At 59.8% G+C, this 18,648-nt stretch carries 11 protein-coding genes; 4 read left to right on the forward strand and 7 right to left on the reverse strand.

What is annotated here, in order from left to right; all coding sequences use genetic code 11:
* Positions 1-177: 177 nt before the first annotated feature.
* The 4 genes from JIN78_RS10860 to JIN78_RS10875 all read right to left on the reverse strand — a co-directional run bounded on the left by JIN78_RS10860 (position 178) and on the right by JIN78_RS10875 (position 8,193).
* Positions 178-1,065, reverse strand: a complete 888-nt coding sequence (locus JIN78_RS10860) for a transglutaminase family protein (protein WP_200391995.1) — start codon at positions 1,063-1,065, stop codon at positions 178-180.
* Positions 1,066-1,104: 39 nt separating this feature from the next.
* Positions 1,105-3,669, reverse strand: coding sequence for a circularly permuted type 2 ATP-grasp protein (locus JIN78_RS10865; RefSeq protein WP_200391996.1), 2,565 nt, complete (start codon positions 3,667-3,669; stop codon positions 1,105-1,107).
* 151 nt (positions 3,670-3,820) lie between these two features.
* A complete protein-coding gene (locus JIN78_RS10870; protein WP_200391997.1) occupies positions 3,821-4,750 on the reverse strand; it encodes a glutaminase in 930 nt (309 codons plus the stop codon).
* An 11-nt stretch (positions 4,751-4,761) separates the two neighbouring features.
* Positions 4,762-8,193, reverse strand: coding sequence for a transglutaminase family protein (locus JIN78_RS10875; RefSeq protein ID WP_200391998.1), 3,432 nt, complete (start codon positions 8,191-8,193; stop codon positions 4,762-4,764).
* Between the two features lie 110 nt (positions 8,194-8,303).
* On the opposite strand from JIN78_RS10875, the gene JIN78_RS10880 reads away from it, so the two are divergent.
* Together JIN78_RS10880 and JIN78_RS10885 are read left to right on the forward strand one after the other, a co-directional pair.
* Complete coding sequence (locus tag JIN78_RS10880; protein ID WP_200391999.1) at positions 8,304-9,734, forward strand: circularly permuted type 2 ATP-grasp protein; 1,431 nt, start codon at positions 8,304-8,306, stop codon at positions 9,732-9,734.
* A gap of 63 nt (positions 9,735-9,797) precedes the next feature.
* Complete coding sequence (locus JIN78_RS10885; RefSeq protein WP_200392000.1) at positions 9,798-10,817, forward strand: alpha-E domain-containing protein; 1,020 nt, start codon at positions 9,798-9,800, stop codon at positions 10,815-10,817.
* A gap of 48 nt (positions 10,818-10,865) precedes the next feature.
* Here the strand turns inward: JIN78_RS10885 and JIN78_RS10890 are convergent, their stop codons facing one another.
* From JIN78_RS10890 to JIN78_RS10900, 3 genes are read right to left on the reverse strand one after another with little or no spacing between them, the layout of a single operon-like run.
* Positions 10,866-11,531, reverse strand: a complete 666-nt coding sequence (locus JIN78_RS10890) for a response regulator (protein WP_200392001.1) — start codon at positions 11,529-11,531, stop codon at positions 10,866-10,868.
* Complete coding sequence (locus JIN78_RS10895) at positions 11,531-12,217, reverse strand: sensor histidine kinase (protein ID WP_200392002.1); 687 nt, start codon at positions 12,215-12,217, stop codon at positions 11,531-11,533. The genes JIN78_RS10890 and JIN78_RS10895 overlap by 1 nt, the downstream gene beginning before the upstream one ends.
* Positions 12,218-12,259: 42 nt before the next feature.
* A complete protein-coding gene (locus JIN78_RS10900; protein ID WP_200392003.1) occupies positions 12,260-13,558 on the reverse strand; it encodes a hypothetical protein in 1,299 nt (432 codons plus the stop codon).
* 173 nt (positions 13,559-13,731) lie between these two features.
* On the opposite strand from JIN78_RS10900, the gene JIN78_RS10905 reads away from it, so the two are divergent.
* Positions 13,732-14,493, forward strand: coding sequence for a PEP-CTERM sorting domain-containing protein (locus JIN78_RS10905; RefSeq protein WP_200392004.1), 762 nt, complete (start codon positions 13,732-13,734; stop codon positions 14,491-14,493).
* 179 nt (positions 14,494-14,672) lie between these two features.
* A complete protein-coding gene (locus JIN78_RS10910; RefSeq protein ID WP_200392005.1) occupies positions 14,673-18,314 on the forward strand; it encodes a beta strand repeat-containing protein in 3,642 nt (1,213 codons plus the stop codon).
* The last annotated feature ends 334 nt before the right edge of the window (positions 18,315-18,648 follow it).

Consider the following 18,648-nt stretch of genomic DNA (forward strand, 5'->3'; position numbering starts at 1 on the left):
TCCTTTTGGAATCACCTTCCCGTTTAGCAGAATTTACCAGATTTGAGAATCACTTTCGAAGAGTCAGGCTTCGAAAGGTCTTTCTCTCAGTGGAAAAAGGAGGGTCGGGTGATCAAGGGGGAAACCGCATAAAGGGGGCCTCTGTTTTCAAATAAAGGCAGAATTTTTATTAAATTCTCACGCCGCGCTGGGTTCGACGGCGGTTTCTCCTTCGGGAATGACGGTGACGCCGATGGAGAGCTTTTGGCGGCCGCCTCCGAAGACAGTGCCGCGCACCGGGGAGATATCGAGGTAGTCGCGTCCCCGGGCAATGGGGATGTGGTTGGTGGTGGGGATGACGTTGTTGGTGGCATCAAACTCTGTCCAGCCCAGCTGGGGCACGTAGACCGAGACCCAGGCGTGGGAGGCGTCGGCCCCGATGAGGCGGGGTTTGCCGGGAGGGGGATTGGTGCGCAGGTAGCCGGAGACGTAGCAGGCGCTCAGTCCGAGGGAACGCAGGCAGGAGATCTGGAGGTGGGCGAAGTCCTGGCAGACTCCTGCTTTCTTCTCCAGGACGTCATGCACGGGGGTGGAGACGGTGGTGGCGCTGTTGTCGAACTGGAAATCATCGTAGATGCGGCGGGTGAGGTCGCGGGCGGCCGTCAGGATGGGCGTGCCGGGCTGGAAGGAAGGGAGGGCATAGTCGAGGAGGGCGGGGGAAGTGCGCGAGATGCCGGAGGAGAAGGTGAATTCCGCCGCAGAGAGATCCTGCGGGAGGGTGGAGTGGGCGAGGGTGTCGCGCACTTTTTCCCAAGGGGGCGAGAGGTCGAGCTGGGGAGTGGGGACGCTTTCCGGCAGGGAGATGGTGCTGTGGGCATCGATGGTCAGCTCCTGATGCGGGGTGGTGATGGAGAAGTAGGTGGTCGCGTTGCCAAAGTAATCGAGATAGTTGTTAAGGGTATCCGGGGTGGGCGAGATGAGCAGGCGGGTCTGCCCGAGGTGGGAGCGCAGGCGGGCGAGGTGGTGCGAGTAGGAGACCTTGGCTTCGTAGCGGTAGGTGGTGCGGTGATGGATGGTGTAGGTCATGGCGGAGGGGGGAAAAAGGTGGGAAGGCTAGCCGGGGCTTCAGGTGTTTTGGGGCTCGGCGTGGGTGAAGAATTGCCAGCCGAGTTGCTCGGTGAAGCGGGGCAGCTTGCGGCGGACGGTCTGGAGGAACTCGGTGAGGGTGGCCAGCTGTTCGGCCTCGTCCTCGTCGTTGCGGGCATCGAGGAGCTCGGTCTCCAGAAAGTGCAGCGCGCGCAGGACGTAGCGATGCAGCTGGGAGGGCAGGTTGTCGGCCGGATCGGTCATCAGGTGGCGCAGATCGCGGTCGATCTCGTGGAGTTGGAAGATGAGGGAGCGGGGGTTGGTGGGGTCGTGGAGAATGACATCCAGTACGGGCAGAATCTGGGGCGCGCCCTGATAGCGGAAGCGATAGGTGAGGGTGACGTCGTTGATGGAAAGGAGGGTTTCCAATACGCTGGCGGTGCGCTCCTCGGGCGGGAGGGCGAGGATTTCGTTGACGAGGTTGAGGAGGGCTCCCGCGCGTTCGATTTTGCGGCCCAGATTGAGGAAAATCCATCCCATGTTGCGGGTGAGGTTCTCGCGGCAGGTGCCATTGAAGGCGGAGTGATAGGCGAGCGCCTTTTGCAAGATGGGTCGCAGGCTGCGGAGGTTCTCGGCGGAGGCGTTTTTGCCCAGTTCGTGGAGTTGCTGGATGATGACCCAGGTTTCCCCGGAGAGGCGGTCGCTGGAGAGGGAGGCCAGATTGCGCAGGCGAATGAGGTTCTGCGGGATGGAGTCGAGTTCCCGGTTGTTGTCGGTGGAGAAGTAGGCTGCCAGAAGGAGTTCGCGGATGCTGGTGCGGGGGTCGGGGCTGGTGAGCGGATCGACCTTGCTCGAGAGATAGCCCAGCTTGGCGAGGGACTTCAACAGGGGGCGGAGGGCTCGCAGGGTGGTCTCGTCGTGCTCGACGGAGAGGCGGTTGGCGATTTCCAGAATGAGGCGGGTGACGAATTCGGCCCGTTCGGAATAGCGGCCGATCCAGTAGAGGTTGTCAGCTGCGCGCGAGGAGAGGGTGCCCGAGGCCCGGCGGATGGGTTCGCGGTCGGGCAGGTTGGTGCGCACCTGATTGGTCTCGGGATTGTCGGAGAGAATCCACAGGTCCTTGGAGCCCGAGTCGTGGGAGGGGGAGAGCCCGGGCAAACCCGTGCTGGCATGGGCACAGCGGACGAGACCTCCCGGCATGATTTGGAAGTCGTTGCCATCGTGGAAGAGGAAGAGCCGCAGCGCCATGGGGCGGGGCTCGAGTTCTTTGCCATTCCAAGCGGGGGAGGTGGAAAAGTCCATTTCCCGTTGCAGGGAGAAGGAGGAGGGATCGCGCTCGATGCGTTCCAAGAGGCCGGCCCGCTTCTCCGGGGTGAGGTTCTTGGTGGGGATCGGGGGCAGTCGCAGGCCGAAGGAATTTTTGACGAAGCCGAGGCCTTGGTCGAGGAATTGGGGGAGGGCTTCTTGGAAGGTCTCCCTTTGGCCTCCCCAGATGGTTTCGATGGAGGGGAGGAGGAGGTCCTGTCCCAGCAATTTTTTGGCAATGGCGGGCAGGTAGGGAAGAAAGGCAGGGGACTCGGCGATCCCGGTGCCAGGCGGGTTGAGCACGGTCACGGTGCCGGCCCGAACGGCCTGCATCAGCCCGGCGACGCCCTTGTTGGAGGCGGCAGGATTCTCCAGGGGATCGATGAGGGTCTCGTGGACGCGGCGATAGATGACGTGGATGCGTTTGAGCCGGGAAACGGTTTTGAGGAACACGCGGTCGTCGCGGACGGTGAGCTCTTCGCCCACCGCGAGGGGGATACCCAGGTAGCGTGCGAGATAGGCGTCTTCAAAATAGGTGGGGTCGGAGGGGCCGGGGGAGAGAAGGACCACTCCAGGCTCGTCGACGGCATGGGGGACCCGGGCGAAGAGGGTGGTTTGCAGGTTTTGAAAATATCCCGCCAAGCGCACGAGGTGGAGGCGGTTGCTTGTCTCCGGAAAGACATTGCTCAAGATGATGCGGTTCTCCAGGGCAAAGCCGGTGCCATTGGGAGCCTCGGTCCGATCGGCCAGCACCGTCCAAGTGCCATCTGAGCACCGGGCGAGGTCGACGGCGTAGAAGTTCAGCAGGCTTTGGTCGGGCTCGGGGAGGGGCAGGGAGCGGTTGAACCCCGGTTGGGCAAAGAGGAGGGAGGGCGGCAGAAGGCCCTCCGCGATGAGGCTGCGGGAGCCATAGCAATCCTTGAGAATGGCATCCCAGAGGCGGGCCCGCTGAATGGCTGCGGTGACCAGTGGCTCCCATTCCTTCTCATTGAAAATCATCGGGATGGGGTCCAGATTCCACGGGCGGGGGGAGGTGGCCGATTTGTCGAGATTGTGGGAGAGACCGTTGTCGCGCAGCATTTCGTCCCCCCGTTTCCAGGCATTGGCCAGGCCGTTGCTGCCCATTTCGTTGAGGCGGGCTCCAAAGGCTTGCACCGAGGGGCGGAGCTGACCGTCCCTCCCGACGAATTCATCCAAGCGATCCGGCAGGGGACGGTAAGCGGAGAGAAGAGTTTCCCCGGGCCCCTGGGTTGAGCTTTGTGACTGACTTTGTTGGGATTGCGTTTGGTTCTGGGTCATGGCACAGGCCGCGGGCGGCGATTGGGGGAGGGATGTAGGGAAAGAGTAGACAAGAAGTCTCTCCGGGTCGAGGAGAGGATTGTGCGTGAAGGCGGTTTCCTTGCTTTCAGGCCAAGAAAGACCCGATTTTCGGCCAGGGCGGGGAGTCTGGCTAGAAAATGGAGCCCGTGGCGTCGGAAAGGAGCTCAAGGGCGCGGAAGCCACGGTGGGAATTGCCCCGCGTGTTGAGGGGCGGGCTCCAGACGGCGACCGAGAAGTGGCCGGGATGGACGGCTACAATGCCGCCTCCCACCCCGCTTTTGGCAGGGAGGCCCACCCGGAAGGCGAATTCCCCAGCTTCGTCGTAGAGCCCGCAGGTCATCATGGTGGCATTGATGCGCTTGGCCCGGCGAGGGGTCAGAATGGGGGTGCCATCGACCAGAGACTGGCCTCCATTGGCGAGCACGCCGCAGGCCCGGGCAAGGTCGCGGCAGCTCATCGCCAGGGAGCAGGCCTGGAAGTAGAAGGCGAGGACGTCTTCTACCTCGTGGCGGAGGTGACCGTAGCCCTTGATGAGATGAGCGATCGCACGGTTGTGGTGGCCGGTCCGCTGTTCTGACCAAGCTACTTCCTCATCGTAGTGCAAGGCTGGATTTCCGCTGATTTCCCGCACAAAGGCCAAAAAGTCGTCGGCAGGCTGCGCCAGTAAATCGAGCAGAACATCACAAACCACGATCGCTCCGGCATTGATGAAGGGGTTGCGGGGATAGCCTTTTTCATACTCCAACTGCACGAGCGAGTTGAAGGGATCGCCCGAGGGCTCGACGCCGACCCGTTCGCGGAGGCGGCGCCCCAGGGGCTGGATGGCCCGCATGAGGAGAAAGACCTTGGAGATGCTCTGGATGGAAAAGGGCTCGTCTCCCTCGCCGCTCTGGCATTCCCCTCCATCCAGGGTATGGAGAGCCATTCCGAAGTGGTCGGGTGCTACTTTGGCCAGCTCCGGGATGTAGTCCGCCACCCGGCCCCCGTGCTCCAGCCCAGCCGTTTCCCGCACGATGGAGTCCAGGAGCGGCTGATAGTCGATGGAAGGAGGGGAAGACATGGGGGCGCCGGTTAGAAGTAGCGCTGGAGGTCCAGGGTGAGGGGGAAGTCAGGATTGATGTCGGGCTGGGGCGGATCGATGGTGCCGGGGGTTTTGCCCATTTCAAAAAAGCGCGAACGGCGTCGGCTCTCTGCCACAAAGGCATTGAGCGGGAAGTCGTCGTAAGCCCGTCCCCCGGGGTGAACGACGTGGTATTGGCAGGCCGCCAGGGAGCGCTGGTTCCAAGTGTCGACGAGGTCGAAGGTGAGGGGGGAATTGATGGGCTTGGTGGGGTGGAGGGCGGAGAAGGGTTTCCAAGCCCGGAAGCGCACTCCGGCCACGTATTCGCCCGCCCGTCCGGTGGGGTGCAGGGGCACCGGGATGCCATTGGCAGTCAGGAGATGGCGCTTCTCGGTGAGGTTGCTGAGCTTGACCTGCACGCGTTCCACCGAGGAGTCGACATAGCGGGCGGTGCCAAAGGAGGCGGTCTCCTCGCCCAGCACGTTCCAAGGCTCGATGGCGGTGCGCACCTCGAGGTGGATGTTGCGATGGTCGAGCTCGCCAATGAAGGGCATGCGGAATTCGAGGTGGGGCTTGAACCAGGCCGGGTCGAAGGCGAGGCCGTGTCCTTGCAGGTCCTCCACCACGTCGTTGAGGTCGTCTTCCAGGAAGTGGGGGAGCATCCAGCGGTCGTGGAGCCGGGTGTTCCAGCGCTCCAGCTTGGCGGTGTAGGGCTGGTCCCAGAAGCGCGAGAGAAGCCCGCGCACGAGGAGTTGCTGGGCCAGCGACATATCCGGGTGGGGGGGCATCTCGAAGCCGCGCATCTCCACCAAGCCCAATCGCCCGGTGGGGGAATCCGGGGAGAAGAGCTTGTCGATGCAGAGCTCGGCGCGGTGGGTGTTGCCGGTCATGTCGACCAGATGGTTGCGCAAGACCCGGTCGACCAGCCATTGGCTGTTGGTCAGCACGGTGTTGGTCTCGGGCAGGGCTCCGAAGGCGGTCTCCAGCTCGTAGAGTTGCTCGGGGCGGGCCTCATCCAGGCGGGGGGCCTGGGAGGTGGGGCCGACAAACATGCCCGAGAAGAGGTAGGAGAGGGAGGGATGGTTGTTGAAGTAAGTGATCAGCGAGCGCAGGAGGTCGGGTCGGCGCAGGAAGGGGGAGTCGAGAGGTTTCTCGCCCCCGATGACGATGTGATTGCCCCCGCCGGTGCCGGAGTGGCGCCCGTCCTGGAGATATTTTTCGGTGCCCAGTCCGCAGAAACGGGCCTCTTCGTAGAGGATCTTGGTCTTGTCCACGATCTCCTGCCAGCTTTGCGAGGGATGGATATTGACCTCGATGACGCCGGGGTCGGGGGTGACCGAGAAGGAATTGAGCCGGGGGTCGGAGGGGGGCTTGTAGCCTTCCAGTCGCACCGGAGTGCCCAGCTCTTTGGCGGTTTCCTCCACCGCAGCCACCAGCTCCAGATAAGAGCCGGCATCGGTGAGCGGGGGGAAGAAGATATTCAGGCGGCCTTCGCGGGGTTCGACGACCAGGCCGGTGCGCAGTTGTCCTTTGGCCGATTGGTTCATCTCCGGGGGAGTGAGGACGGCATTGCGCTGGCGTTCCTGCAGCTCGCGGATGAGCTCGTCGCGGCGACGTTTGCGCTCCTCTGCTTCTCCGGCGAGCCTTTCCTCGCGCTCTTCGGGACTCTCCCGCTCGTCAAAGGGATTTTGCATGAGGGGGCTGCCCGCGCCACGGAGGGCGGGGGGAACGAGGCGTTCTTCGGGAAAGGGTGAGCGCGGGATGGCGGGGTCGTAGGGCTCCAGGTAGGGTTGGTCGGTGATTTTCGCCCAGGGGAGTCCGTCGATGGGGAGGCGGTAGCCCATGGGGTGATTGCCGGGGGAGAGGAACATTTCCTCTGTGCCAAGGAACCAGGGGCCAGTGAGCCATTCCTCGGGGTAGAGGCCCCGGGCAATGGGCAGGAGGTGGCCGACCTCCGAGCCCAGCCCTTTGTCGAAGACTTCCGCAATTTTCCGCCGGGCCAGTTCATCCTTCAAGCGCGGGTCCTTGACCGTCACGTTCATGGGCAAGCGGCGCTCTTTCCACAGATAATAGTAGAGATCCTCGAAGCCGGGGCGGATGTAGTCGGTAGGAAGGCCGAGATTTTTGGCCAGGAGATGGGTGAAGGCCTCCGAATCCTTGATGGTGTGGCCGTAGTTTTCTTCCTGGCGGGCAAAGAGGCCGGGATCGGTCCAGATGGCCTGGCCATCGCGCCGCCAGTAGGAGGAGTAGGCCCAGCGCGGAAGTTGTTCCCCGGGATACCACTTGCCCTGTCCGTGGAAAAGGAAGCCCCCGGGCGAGAATTTTTTGTAAAGGCGGCGCAGCAATTGGTCGGCATAGCGCTCCTTGGTCTCGCCCAATGCCTCGGTATTCCACTCCGCGGCCTCCATCTCGGTGGCCGAGACAAAAGTGGGCTCGCCCCCCATGGTCAAGCGGATGTCCTGCCGCTCAATCTGTTTGTCGAGCTCGTGCCCGAGGGCCTCGATGGCGGCCGACTGCTCCTCGGTGTAGGGCAGGGTGGTGCGCGGGGTTTCCTTGATGCGCTTGATTTCCATCGCGAAGTCGAAGGCGCACTCCACCTCCTCGGTGGTCACGATGGAGCCGGAAAGAGGGGCGGCATTGATGTAATCGGCCGAGCCGCAGAGGGGAATTTGCCCTTCGCCCGCGAGGAGGCCCGAGGTCGGGTCGAGCCCGACCCAGCCCGCTCCCGGGAGGTAGATTTCCGTCCAGGCATGGAGGTCGGTGAAGTCCTCCTCCGGTCCGCTCGGGCCATCGTCGATGGGCTTTTGGTCCGCCGTGAGCTGGATGATGTAGCCGGAACAAAAGCGGGCCGCAACGCCGAGATGGCGCATGACGTGGACCAGCAGCCAAGCCGAATCCCGGCAGGAGCCCTTCCTTTTTTGCAAGGTCTCTTCTGGAGTCTGCACCCCTGGTTCCAGGCGGATGCCGTAGTCCACCGCCTGGTTCACGGCTTGGTTCACCGCGATCATGAAGTCGTTGGTCAGCATCCCTTTTTCGATGGGGAGCTGGCTCATGAATTTATCGAAGAGGGGAGAGCTCTTGCCGGTGGCGAGGTAGGGCTTGAGGTCCTCCTTGAGTTCGCGGGGATAGCCGATGGGGTAGCTCTCCGCGCAGTCCTCGAGGAAAAAGTCGAAGGGATTGATGGGCGAGAGGTCGGCGACGAGGTCCACTTCCAGCTTTAGCTCGGTCACGGGCTCGGGAAAAACGAGCCGGGCCAGGTAGTTGCCCTGCGGGTCTTGCTGCCAATTGATGAAGTGCTTCTCCGGGGTCACCTTCAGCGAATAGGCCGGAATCGGGGTGCGGGAATGGGCGGCGGGACGGAGTCGAACCACTTGTGGCCCGAGGGTGACTGGCTTCTTGTATTTGTAGGAAGTGACGTGATGAAGCGAGCAGTGGATTGACATGGCCTGATTTATGCTAAGAATGGTTTGCAGTAGGTCGAAAGCAATATTGGAGCCAAACTTTGGAAGAAAAGCGAGGCTTGCGGCCGAAAAGTAAAAGAACTCAGAGAAAAATGCTATTCAAAGATTATCAGCCACAGGCTGCCTACGACGAGGCCTTCACCGCCGAGGGTGTCCCCCGGGCCTGTTATGAGCAAATCCTCGCGCGCTTGCAGAACCTGTCGGCCGAAGAGTTCAAATCCATCCAGAGCACCCTCAGCCTCGCCTTTCTCCGCCAAGGGGTCACCTTCACCGTTTATGGGGACGAAGAGGGCACGGAACGCATTTTCCCCTTCGACCCCATTCCCCGCGTCATCCCGGCTGAAGAGTGGAAAGTGTTGGAGCGCGGTCTCGTGCAACGCATTGAAGCTCTGAACTGTTTTCTCAAAGACGTCTACTTCGACCAGAAGATCATCAAGGACAAGGTAGTCCCCGAGGAAGTGGTGGTCTCGGCCAAGCACTACCGCCCCGAATTCCGCGAGGTCAAGGTGCCCAACGATACCTACGTCCACATCTGCGGAACGGACCTCATTCGCGATGTCGATGGCTCCTACCTCGTGCTGGAGGACAACTGCCGCTCTCCTTCCGGGGTCAGTTATCTGCTCGAAAACCGGGCAGCGATGAAAAAGGTGTATCCTTCTCTCTTCTCGCAAACCGGGGTGCGCGCGGTCGATGCTTATCCCGACTGGCTGCTCGAGACCATGGAATGCCTGGTGACCTCCGCCGAACGGGACCCCGTCTGTGTCCTGCTGACGCCGGGAGTGTTCAATAGCGCTTACTTCGAGCATTCCTTCTTGGCCAGTCGCATGGGGATTGAAATCGTTGAAGGTCAGGATTTGGTGGTGATTGACGATCACGTTTTCATGAAGACGACCCGTGGTCTCAAACGGGTGGATGTGATCTATCGTCGCATCGATGATGACTTCCTCGATCCCGAAGTCTTCCGCAAGGATTCCCTTCTCGGGGTGAAAGGGCTGATGCGGGCCTATCGGGCTGGAAACGTCGCACTGGCAAATGCGGTAGGCACCGGGGTAGCTGATGATAAGGTGACTTATAAATACGTTCCAGATATGATTAAATACTATCTGGATGAAGAGCCCATTCTCCCCAATGTGGAGACTTACCTAGCGAACGAGCCCAAGGAGTTGAACCACATCCTGGAGAACCTCGATCAGTTCGTGGTGAAGGCCGCCAACGAGTCCGGGGGTTACGGGATGCTCGTTGGTCCTAAGTCGACTAAGAAGGAAATTGCCGAATTTGCGGAAGCCATCAAGGCCGACCCGCGCAACTACATCGCCCAGCCCATGATCTCGCTTTCCACCCACCCCACCTTCTGTGACGGGGAGATTGGTCCCCGCCACATTGATCTGCGACCCTATATCTTGCGGGGAGAAGAAACGCGCGTGATTCCCGGTGGCTTGACGCGAGTGGCCCTGAAAGAGGGGTCCATTGTGGTCAACTCCTCACAAGGGGGAGGAAGTAAGGATACTTGGGTTCTTTACTGAAAGAAATGTCTGAATTTCTAGCAAATCATTCTGTTAATTTATAACGAGAAACGTTTTTGTAATATGCTATCGAGAGTTGCGGAGTCCCTCACGTGGATGGGACGTTATCTGGAGCGGGCGGAAGGCCTCGCCCGTCTGGTCGAGGTATCCGAGCAATTGGCGCTGGATGTCCGGCATGGAGAACTGAGCCATGCGGAGGCCTTCTTCCTCCCCATCGTGAGAACCTACCGCTTGGAAGAATTTTTACCTGAGGCGGATTTGAACGCCGATCAGCTCATTGACTTCCTTCTGGTGGGGAAGGACAATCCGGGTTCGGTGCTCGCCAGCTTGACCATGGCCCGGCAAAACGCGCGTATGGTGCGGGACCAGCTGGGCACGGAGTTCTGGGAGGTCCTCAATGATGTCTACCTCTGGTGTCGCGAGAAGTCCGTGCGGCGCAAAAAGGTCAATCCCGTGGAGATGGGCATGCGGGTGCGCCAAGCCTGTCTCCACTTCCGGGGACTGGCCGACGAAGTTCTTGAGCGCAGCGAAGCCTGGTGCTTCCTCAAGCTCGGCATGAAGCTGGAGCGGGCGGACCAAACCTCGCGAGTGCTCGATCTGCGCACGTTCATGCCCTCCGGAGGCGGGGATGTCTCGAAAGCCTTCGAGCCCTACGTCTGGCTCGCCATCATGCGCGGTTGCGGGGCCCAGGACCAGCGGGGCTTCGGCAGCACCGAGCCCGATTGGCCAAGGGCGGTGCGCACCCTGGTGCTCAGTAATGTCTTTCCCCGCTCCATCCGGCATTGCGTTGGGCGAATCAGCGAGGTTCTCCACGAATTGTCAGGAACACGTCTCGGGCTTCATAGTAACGAGGCCGAACGGGCCTGTGGGCGACTCCTCGCGGAACTCGATCTTCTCGCCTACAGCGGGGTGATTAAGGGAGACTTGCACGACTTCCTCGATGGGGTGCAGCGGGGCTTGAACCGCATTGGTCAGGGAATCTACGAGGCCTATTCCTATCAGGATCCGGAGACAGTGGACGAGGAAGCGGAGGAGGACGAAGAAGAGCCCTTGGTCTTTTCGCAAAAGCAGAGCCAGGGGTGAGCTCTTTGCTCTAACCGCTGGAGGAGGGGAGTGGAGGAGGCTCCTCGCTTACCGGCGGGGTTTTTCCAAAAGTCCCAAACGGTGGGCTTTGTGAATGGCGGCGGGCGAATTTGGCACGTTGAGCTTTTCAAAGATGTGAGCGATGTGATTGGCGACCGTTTTGGGGCTGATGTCGAGGCGACAGGCAATTTCTTTGCGCAAAAAGCCTTCGCTGATCAAAACGAGGATCTCGTGCTCTCTTTCCGAGAGGGGAGTTGATTGCTCGGAGGTGGTGCTCTGGGGGCGAAAGGCCTCGAGGAGAAAGCGCGCCATATGAGGGTCGACCGAGGCTCCTCCTTCCATCACGGTGTGGATGCCTTGGCGGAGGTCTTGGAAGGAGAGGGACTTAAGAAGGTAGCCGGAAGCTCCCAATCGAACGGCAGTGAGAACGTCATCTGCGCGTTCCGATTGAGTGAGGACGAGGATTCGGGCCTCGGGGGCGAGAGCCGCGAGCAGGGGAAGAGCTTCCAGCCCGGCCATCCCGGGGAGGCTCAGATCGAGCAGAATCAGGTCGGGAACGAGTGAGCCGGAATCGTTCTGTAGACTACGGATGGCCTGTTCGGCAGTGCCAAAAACGCCTGCGAAAGTGATGCCCGGGTCATCTTGGAAGGCAAATTGGATGACGTGGCGGTAGTCGTGGCTGTCTTCGATCAAGAGAGTTCGAATCGGGGTCATTATCCTTCTATTCTTATTAAATTAAAAAGATTGGCGCGATGAATCTTCACCTCCAGGGCGATGAGGGTGCCGCCCGAGGGCGAAGTCTGCATGCGGACTCTCGAGCCCAAATAGCGAGCCCGCCGGGCCAGTGAGGGTGGCACTGGAGCCGCCTCGCCAGCGTGTAACCCCCGGCCATCGTCGCTGATAGCTAGCCGGACCTCCCGCGGGGTGGCCGAGAGGGAAATGTGCACGAAGGAGGCATCGGCGTGGCGGTTGATGTTGATGAGACTTTCCTTGAAGAAGAGAAAAAAATGGGTGCGCGAGCGGGCACTGAGACGCTGGAGATAGTCCTCCCCCTCAACGGTAAAGCTGGACTCGAGATTGGCGATCATGCGGCCGGCCGTTCTGCGCAGGTCGGCCAAAAGATTCTCGTGGGCTTTTCGGGCAGTGTGCTGGTGGCAGAAGTCTCGCGTGGCTTCACTGGCGCGCTGGGTCATGCGAGCGATTTCATCCAGTGCTTGATTCAGCTTTTCGGGAGAATGGGCGACTTCGCGGGTGTGGGAGCTCAGGATTCCGATGGCGTGGAGGCTGGCTCCCAAATGATCGTGGAGATCGGCGGCAAAGCGCTCGCGCAAACGGGTGGCCGTGCGCTGGCGGAGGTGGCGACCGACTAAGATGGTGACTGCGACGAGACAAGCTAGCATGATACTTAGATAGCGGAGCCCTCGAAGCGTGCTTTGCTGCCTTTAGTAAAGGGGAGCCAAGCGGGCATTGAGGCGGGCGAGCTCGGTTTCGCCCTCGTGCCGCCGGGCGAGCTGGTTCATCCAAGTGCGAATGGAGAGGGTGTGACCATGGATGTTGTGGCCATCGGTGAGCTTGGACCAGCCGGCTTGTAGGAGCTGCTCTGAGAAGTCACCTACCGGGCCCTTACCGAGAGCGACATTCACGTCCTCTGCAATGACTTCGATTTCCGCAAAGCCGATTTTGTCGGTTTCGGGGAAATCGGGAGATTGGGGAGGAGAGGCGGCGGGTGGAGGCCCCGAGATTCGCAGGTAGCGGCAGCTGGTGGGCGGGAAATTCCACATCAGGATGGGGGCGAATTCGGTCAGGCCACGGAATTCGTGGCTCAGGAGCGTGAAGGCATCCGAGAAGTCGGGCTGGCGGGCCCCCTCAATCAGGAGGAGACGGGGGATGCCACGGTTGACGTTGAATTCCGGAGGGGCACTCTTGCTCTGATAGGCGGCGTGGAGGTGCAGCGAGGACACGGGATATTCCTCACCCAGATCAAGGGTGAGGAAGTTCCTTTCCGAGAGATATTGGTAGTAATCACTTTTCTCTCCTCCCAAGGCGGCGTCCATGAGGTAAGGAGTGCTGCCGTCCACAATGCGATCCGGCTTCCAGATACCACTGTTTAGCGGCACGGCGGTGGCGGAGCTGACTTTCTGGTGGAGGGCGACATTTCTTTCCCCTTCAAAAACCATGACTTCGGAAAGTTGGAAGATATACTTTTGGTCGCGCTGTCTTCGCGAAAGCCGAAGGGGCTCAATGCGCAACCAGGTGGCGCGGACTCCGGGCAGGGGGACGATGAGAGGAGCGACCCGGGGAAGATAGCTCCCGGGTTCGGTGAATTCCGCAAGCACTTGGCCTTGGTCAAGGTTGCCCCCTCCCGCCACCAACCGGAAAGCAGGGGGAAAGCCGTCGGCAAGGTAACCCGCTTCATCATCGTGACGCCAAAGGGTGGGAACGAGAACGATTTCGTCCATGGTGACTTCTTCAGAGAAGTCGATGCGCAGCCATTCGCCCTGGGGATCGGGGCTGTCCTGAGGGAAAGATCGGTAGCCGGAGGTGCCCACTGCGCCCGTGCGTAGGGTGAAGTGTGCGAGCTGAGCCAGTTCCGCCCGCAGGGCCGCCCGTTTTTCCTCCAACTCCGGGATCTCGTCTTCGTTCAGGATCGCTTTTTCTCCTCCGCGCAACCCGGCCCGGGCCTCCCCGGAGCTGACCAAGAGAAGGGAACCGAGAGAAAAGAGAGCAAAGAAGCGGTGCATGCAGAGAGTGGTTTAGGACCAGGGGAAGGGAGATTATCGTAAATTGTGATCAAGTGCCATGGGACAAAAGCCCCATAGACAGCGAGGATGCTTCTTTCTATTCTTGCGAGACTGGTGTTCGGTCATTTTTGTCTGAATGACAGAAAGTTAAAATAATCACCCTCTTGAAAACCATGAAGTATCCCAAGGCCTTTCTCTGTTGTCTCTCGCCCGTCATCATCCTCTCTGCTTCGGCTTCAGCTGCTATCATTAGCATCAATTTTGATACCGGAAATGTCACCTCCTCCACCCTCGGAGGGGCTCCGGGGGTGCGCGTGAACAATTGGAATGTCTGGGCCGCAAATACTGATTTGGAAGAAGGCGGCCCTGTTGTTGATGAGGCGGGAACGCCAGTCCCCGGGTTGACCGCCACGGTAGGGGTGGGGGGGCGCTCCCAGCGGGGGAATCCCAGTGGCCTCTCCAATGATAGCCTCATTTTTACAAGTGTGATCGATGTTCAGTCCAGCACGACGGTTTCCGTTTCCGGGGTCCCCTATGCCCAATACGATGTCTACGCCTATATGCACGACGATGGCTCAGACCGGGCGGGAAGTTTCACCATTGGGGGGACCACCTACTACGTGCGCGGCACTGGTTCTGGCAATCCGGCTCCCGATGGCACTGGCTATGTGCTCTCTACTGATACCGACGTGGATTTGAGCAACCCTAATACCGTGACGGTGGATGAGAGTATCGCGCAAGGACATTACGTGGTCTTTCGGGGGGTGTCTGGAGCGAGCTTTGACCTCCTTGCCGGGGCTGTCGATACCAGTAACGGAGCCAATCGGAACAAGTTCTCCGGTTTTCAAATTGTCCAAGTGCCCGAGCCCTCCAGCCTTGCTCTGTTCTTGTTAAGCGGAGGCGGATTTCTTCTCCAGCGGCGGCGTCAGGGCTAGTCGGCCCTTATTAAGCCCGAATGGAGTAGCCAGCGCCTTTGATTTCTTCGTTCGCTGTTCTGCGCATCAGTGAGTGGAAGAAAGAGATGTCCTGGTGGAAGTTCTCTTTCTGGCAAATCTCTTTATTTCGGAAAATCATGAAATTGAAAAAACCATATCTTTTATTTTCTAGTTTGCAGATGGCTGGGTTTCTCGGCTTTCTGTCTCCTTCTCTCTCGGCACAAACGGTTTGGACGGGAGAAGGAAGTGACGCCAATTGGAGCACGGCTGAAAACTGGAGCCTTCCTCTACTCGTGGGAGATGATCTTGTTTTTGAAGGTGACTTACTGACAACCAACAACAACGATCATTTGGCCTCGGTTGGGTCCATCACTTTTGCTGACGGGGCAGAAGCATTCGTCTTACAGGGCGATGGGCTGACAGTCGGGGGCCATTTCCTCAATGACAGTGCTGAAGTCCAGACTATCGATCTGGACGTGAGCTTCGGCACTGGCAGTCATCAGTTTCGCGACTCTGATACGGGCGCGAGTGATTCTGATTTAGAAACCTTTGTCTTCAATGGAGCGCTTGACTATGGGACGGGCCGGGCCTTTCCCAATGAACAGAATGTGGAAATCATTCTCAATGGACCTGGAACAGGGGTTGGCTCGGTAGCCGGCGCCTGGCAGGCGACCGGGCCTTCTACTTTTCGCACGAACAACACGACCTATCTGGAAGTCAACGAAGGCACGGCTTTGGGCACGGGCTACCTTCAGCTGAATGGGGCCACCTATTTGAGCTCGAGCACGGGAGTGACAGTTGCCAACTGTTTTGTCATTGGCACTGGTTCGCTGCATTTTGAGAATGAGCACGTGACCTTCGCCAATGGAGCCGTGACGCACAATACGGCGGGGGAGACCGAGGCCGCCATTGTGGCCGCAGGGGGCAATCGCAGCATTGTCGTCCATCATGCCGCAACGACTACGGTAGCGGGCGATATCTATCTCTCAGATGCCGATTCTACCCGCACGCTCACCTTGAACTTCCAGAATAGCGGCACCGTGGAAGTAACGGGGAATATCCACGATAACCTGGCCAACCCTGGCGGGGGCGGACTTCCCTCCAATCTCAATCTGGTTGGAGAAGGAGGCACTTTGATTCTGAGTGGAAGCGCCAACACCTTCAGCGGAAGTCTCTCGCTCCAAGGTAGTTGTCAATTGGTGGTGAATAGCAACAACCAATTGAGCGATAGTGCCACGGTCAGCATTGAGGCGGCTGGAGGGGCTCTCCTGAACTTGAACCATTCCGGAACGGAAGTGGTGACCGAGCTGCTCATCGATGGAGTCTCACAGGGCACAGGCACCTTCGGTGCGATCGGCTCGGGCGCTGCACAAGAGGTGGCGGGCCTCGCAGGTTCGGGTTTGCTGGAGGTCTTGCCCACCGCGCCGGATGGGGCGTGGAATGGCGGTGGCAGCGATAACAACTGGACCACTGCGGAGAACTGGGTTGGAGAGGTGGTGCCCGTTCCCGGCGAGAGTGAAGTGCTGACCTTTGCTGGCAGCACCCGCCCCACCGCGAACAATGACTTCCCGGTCGAGACGGTTTTTGGCCAGTTGTCTTACTTCACAGATGCGACCTCCTTTACTCTGACGGGTCATTCCCTCGTTCTGGGCAATGCCCATATCCTCGAAAATGGCAGTAGTCGTGACCAAGTCATTGACTTGCCCCTCTCCTTCATGGGGAGCGCCGACAAAACGCTCAACACCGGAGGGCAGCGCATTTCCTTTGAGCAGCCGATTGCGTTCGGAGAGCACCGCCTTTTTCCCAACCAAATGGGAGGCACGCTGTCCTTCCAAGCTCCCGGAACAGGCCCGGGCCGCTTGCTCGGCATTTTCGGTCTCAATAGTAGCACTGAATCCGGAGTGCACACCGTCATGCGGGTCAATGCGGCCAATACCGTTCTCGAGCTGGGGCATTCGCAGGCTCTGGGTGAGGGCGGGGTGCAGATCAATTCTCCGACCCAATTGCTGGCCACGGAAGCTTTGACGGGAGAAAATGCGGTGGGCAACACTTTCATTGTGGGAAATAGCAATCTCGAGATTTCCGGCTCACAAGATTTGGAACTTAGTGGCACCACACAGAATTTTCAGGGTCAGCTGGGTGATACTGGGGTGAGTGCGGGGGCGATCATTTCTGCCGGGAGTTCAGGGCAGAACCGCATCCTTAGCATCTCCAACACTGGAAAAACGGAGATTTCAGGTGCGGTTTACCTAAACGATACTACTGCCGCCAACCGCGTTCTCTCCATTCCGGTTCTCAGCAGTGCGGGAGAAACCCTGTTGAGCGGGCCCATCGTGGGTCATGTCACCGGGGGGGCGGGCAATCCTGCCCAGCCTTCCGGCCATCTCAGCTATCAAGGGGATGGCGTGGCCGCAGGGGCTACGGGTGGAGTGATCACCGTCTCCGGAAACAATACCTATAATGGGGATACCAGTATTATCGCTGGGGCGTATGTGAAGCTTGCTCATGAGCAGGCACTCGGCGCGGTCGAAGTTGTCGCCGAGATCACGACTGAGGCGGACTGGACCGCTGGAAGCAATGAGGTGCGAGCCGATGAAGTTGCCGGAGTCGAGATTGGCAATGGGGTGAGCGGCCCGGGGATTCCACCAGGGGCAACGGTAACGGCAATCGGGGAGCTAACTACCGAGGGCTACTATGAAGTCACCATCTCGGAGACCCTCACAGCCAACGCTTCCTATCCTACCGAGGTGACCTTTTCGACGAGCGGGGAGGCCCAGCCGGCGGGGACCACCATCGGGGTCGACTTTAATAATTCGGGCACTCTGGACCTGAATGGTTTCACCATCGCGGAGCCCATCCTTGCCTTGGCGGGGACTGGTTCCGGGGGAGGAGGAGCTCTGGTGAATACCGGCAGCGGTCCGGCTTCCTTGACGGCGGGCATTGCTGGAGTGAGCGAGAGCTCTATCGGCGGTACCGGAGCCATTTCCACTCCGTGGTTGGCTAGCGACAGCTCTGCCTTGGTGACCAAGATCGGGGCGGGCACTTTCACCACCGATGGAGCTGAGGCGAACCGCGGTATTTCCTGGCAAATTCTGGAAGGAGAAGTGGTTCTCGCCAACTCGGCAGGCGCGGGTGCGGAGGGAGAAGTGATCATCGATGGTGCCACCGCCCGGCTCACTCTTGCGGGGAGCAATGGCGATCTGATCAGCGATGGTTCTTCGGTAACGATTGCCAACGGCGGCGTGCTGGCCCTGCAAGCCTCCGAAATTGAAACTGTAGCGACACTGGTGCTCGCTGGCGTGGCTCAGGAACCTGGCACCTATGGAGCCAGTGGCTCAGAGGCGGAGATCATCGACGACCTTCACTTCAGTGGTAGTGGAGTGTTGCAAGTCACCTCCGCTGGTGGTGGTTACGCAGCCTGGGCCAGTGGCTTTCCGGCTTTGGTAGACCCTTCTCCCGGGCTCGATCCCGATGGCGATGGCCTGCCGAGCGCGGTGGAGTGGGTCCTGGGCGGAGATCCTACCGATGCGACCGATGCCGCCTGGGCTCCCCAAGGCGAGCTGGCCATGGATGGCTTCCAATTCGCTTTCCGCCGTAGTGATGAAGCGGATCAGGCCGCGGATACGACCATCGCGGTGGCCTACAGCCCCTCCCTACAGCCCGACAGCTGGGTCGTGGCCGAGGATGGTAGCGAAGGGGTCACCGTGGTCACGGAAGAGGACTTTCATGGCCCGGGAGTGGACCGTGTCCTAGTGACGCTCCCGCCAACCCTGGCTACCGGAAACAAGCTCTTCGTCCGTCTCGAGGTGGGGATTGATTGAGAATTGTGGCGGCACGTAGCAAAAAGAAAGGTCCGGGCAGTTCTCTGCCGGACCTTTTTTTTGGAGCCGCCCCATGCAATGCCCAGTCGCCCTACGGAGAGAAGGGACCTCCTTTCTGTGCCAAGCTCAGACGAAGCCGCATGTCCGGTGGTGTGGGGGGACGGTTAGAACCCGTCACTTACCCGATTCGACCAATTAGGGTGCCGATATAACTCGTAGTAGCGGAAAGACTCCTAGCGTAAATCACACTACACGACAAAAATCGAGCACGTAACGCACTGAAAATAAGGAAAAAATACGCAAAAAAGGCTTGCAATGTCGGTGGCCGCCCAAA

It is taken from the genome of Roseibacillus ishigakijimensis (assembly GCF_016595415.1).
In the GTDB taxonomy this organism is placed as follows: domain Bacteria; phylum Verrucomicrobiota; class Verrucomicrobiia; order Verrucomicrobiales; family Akkermansiaceae; genus Roseibacillus; species Roseibacillus ishigakijimensis.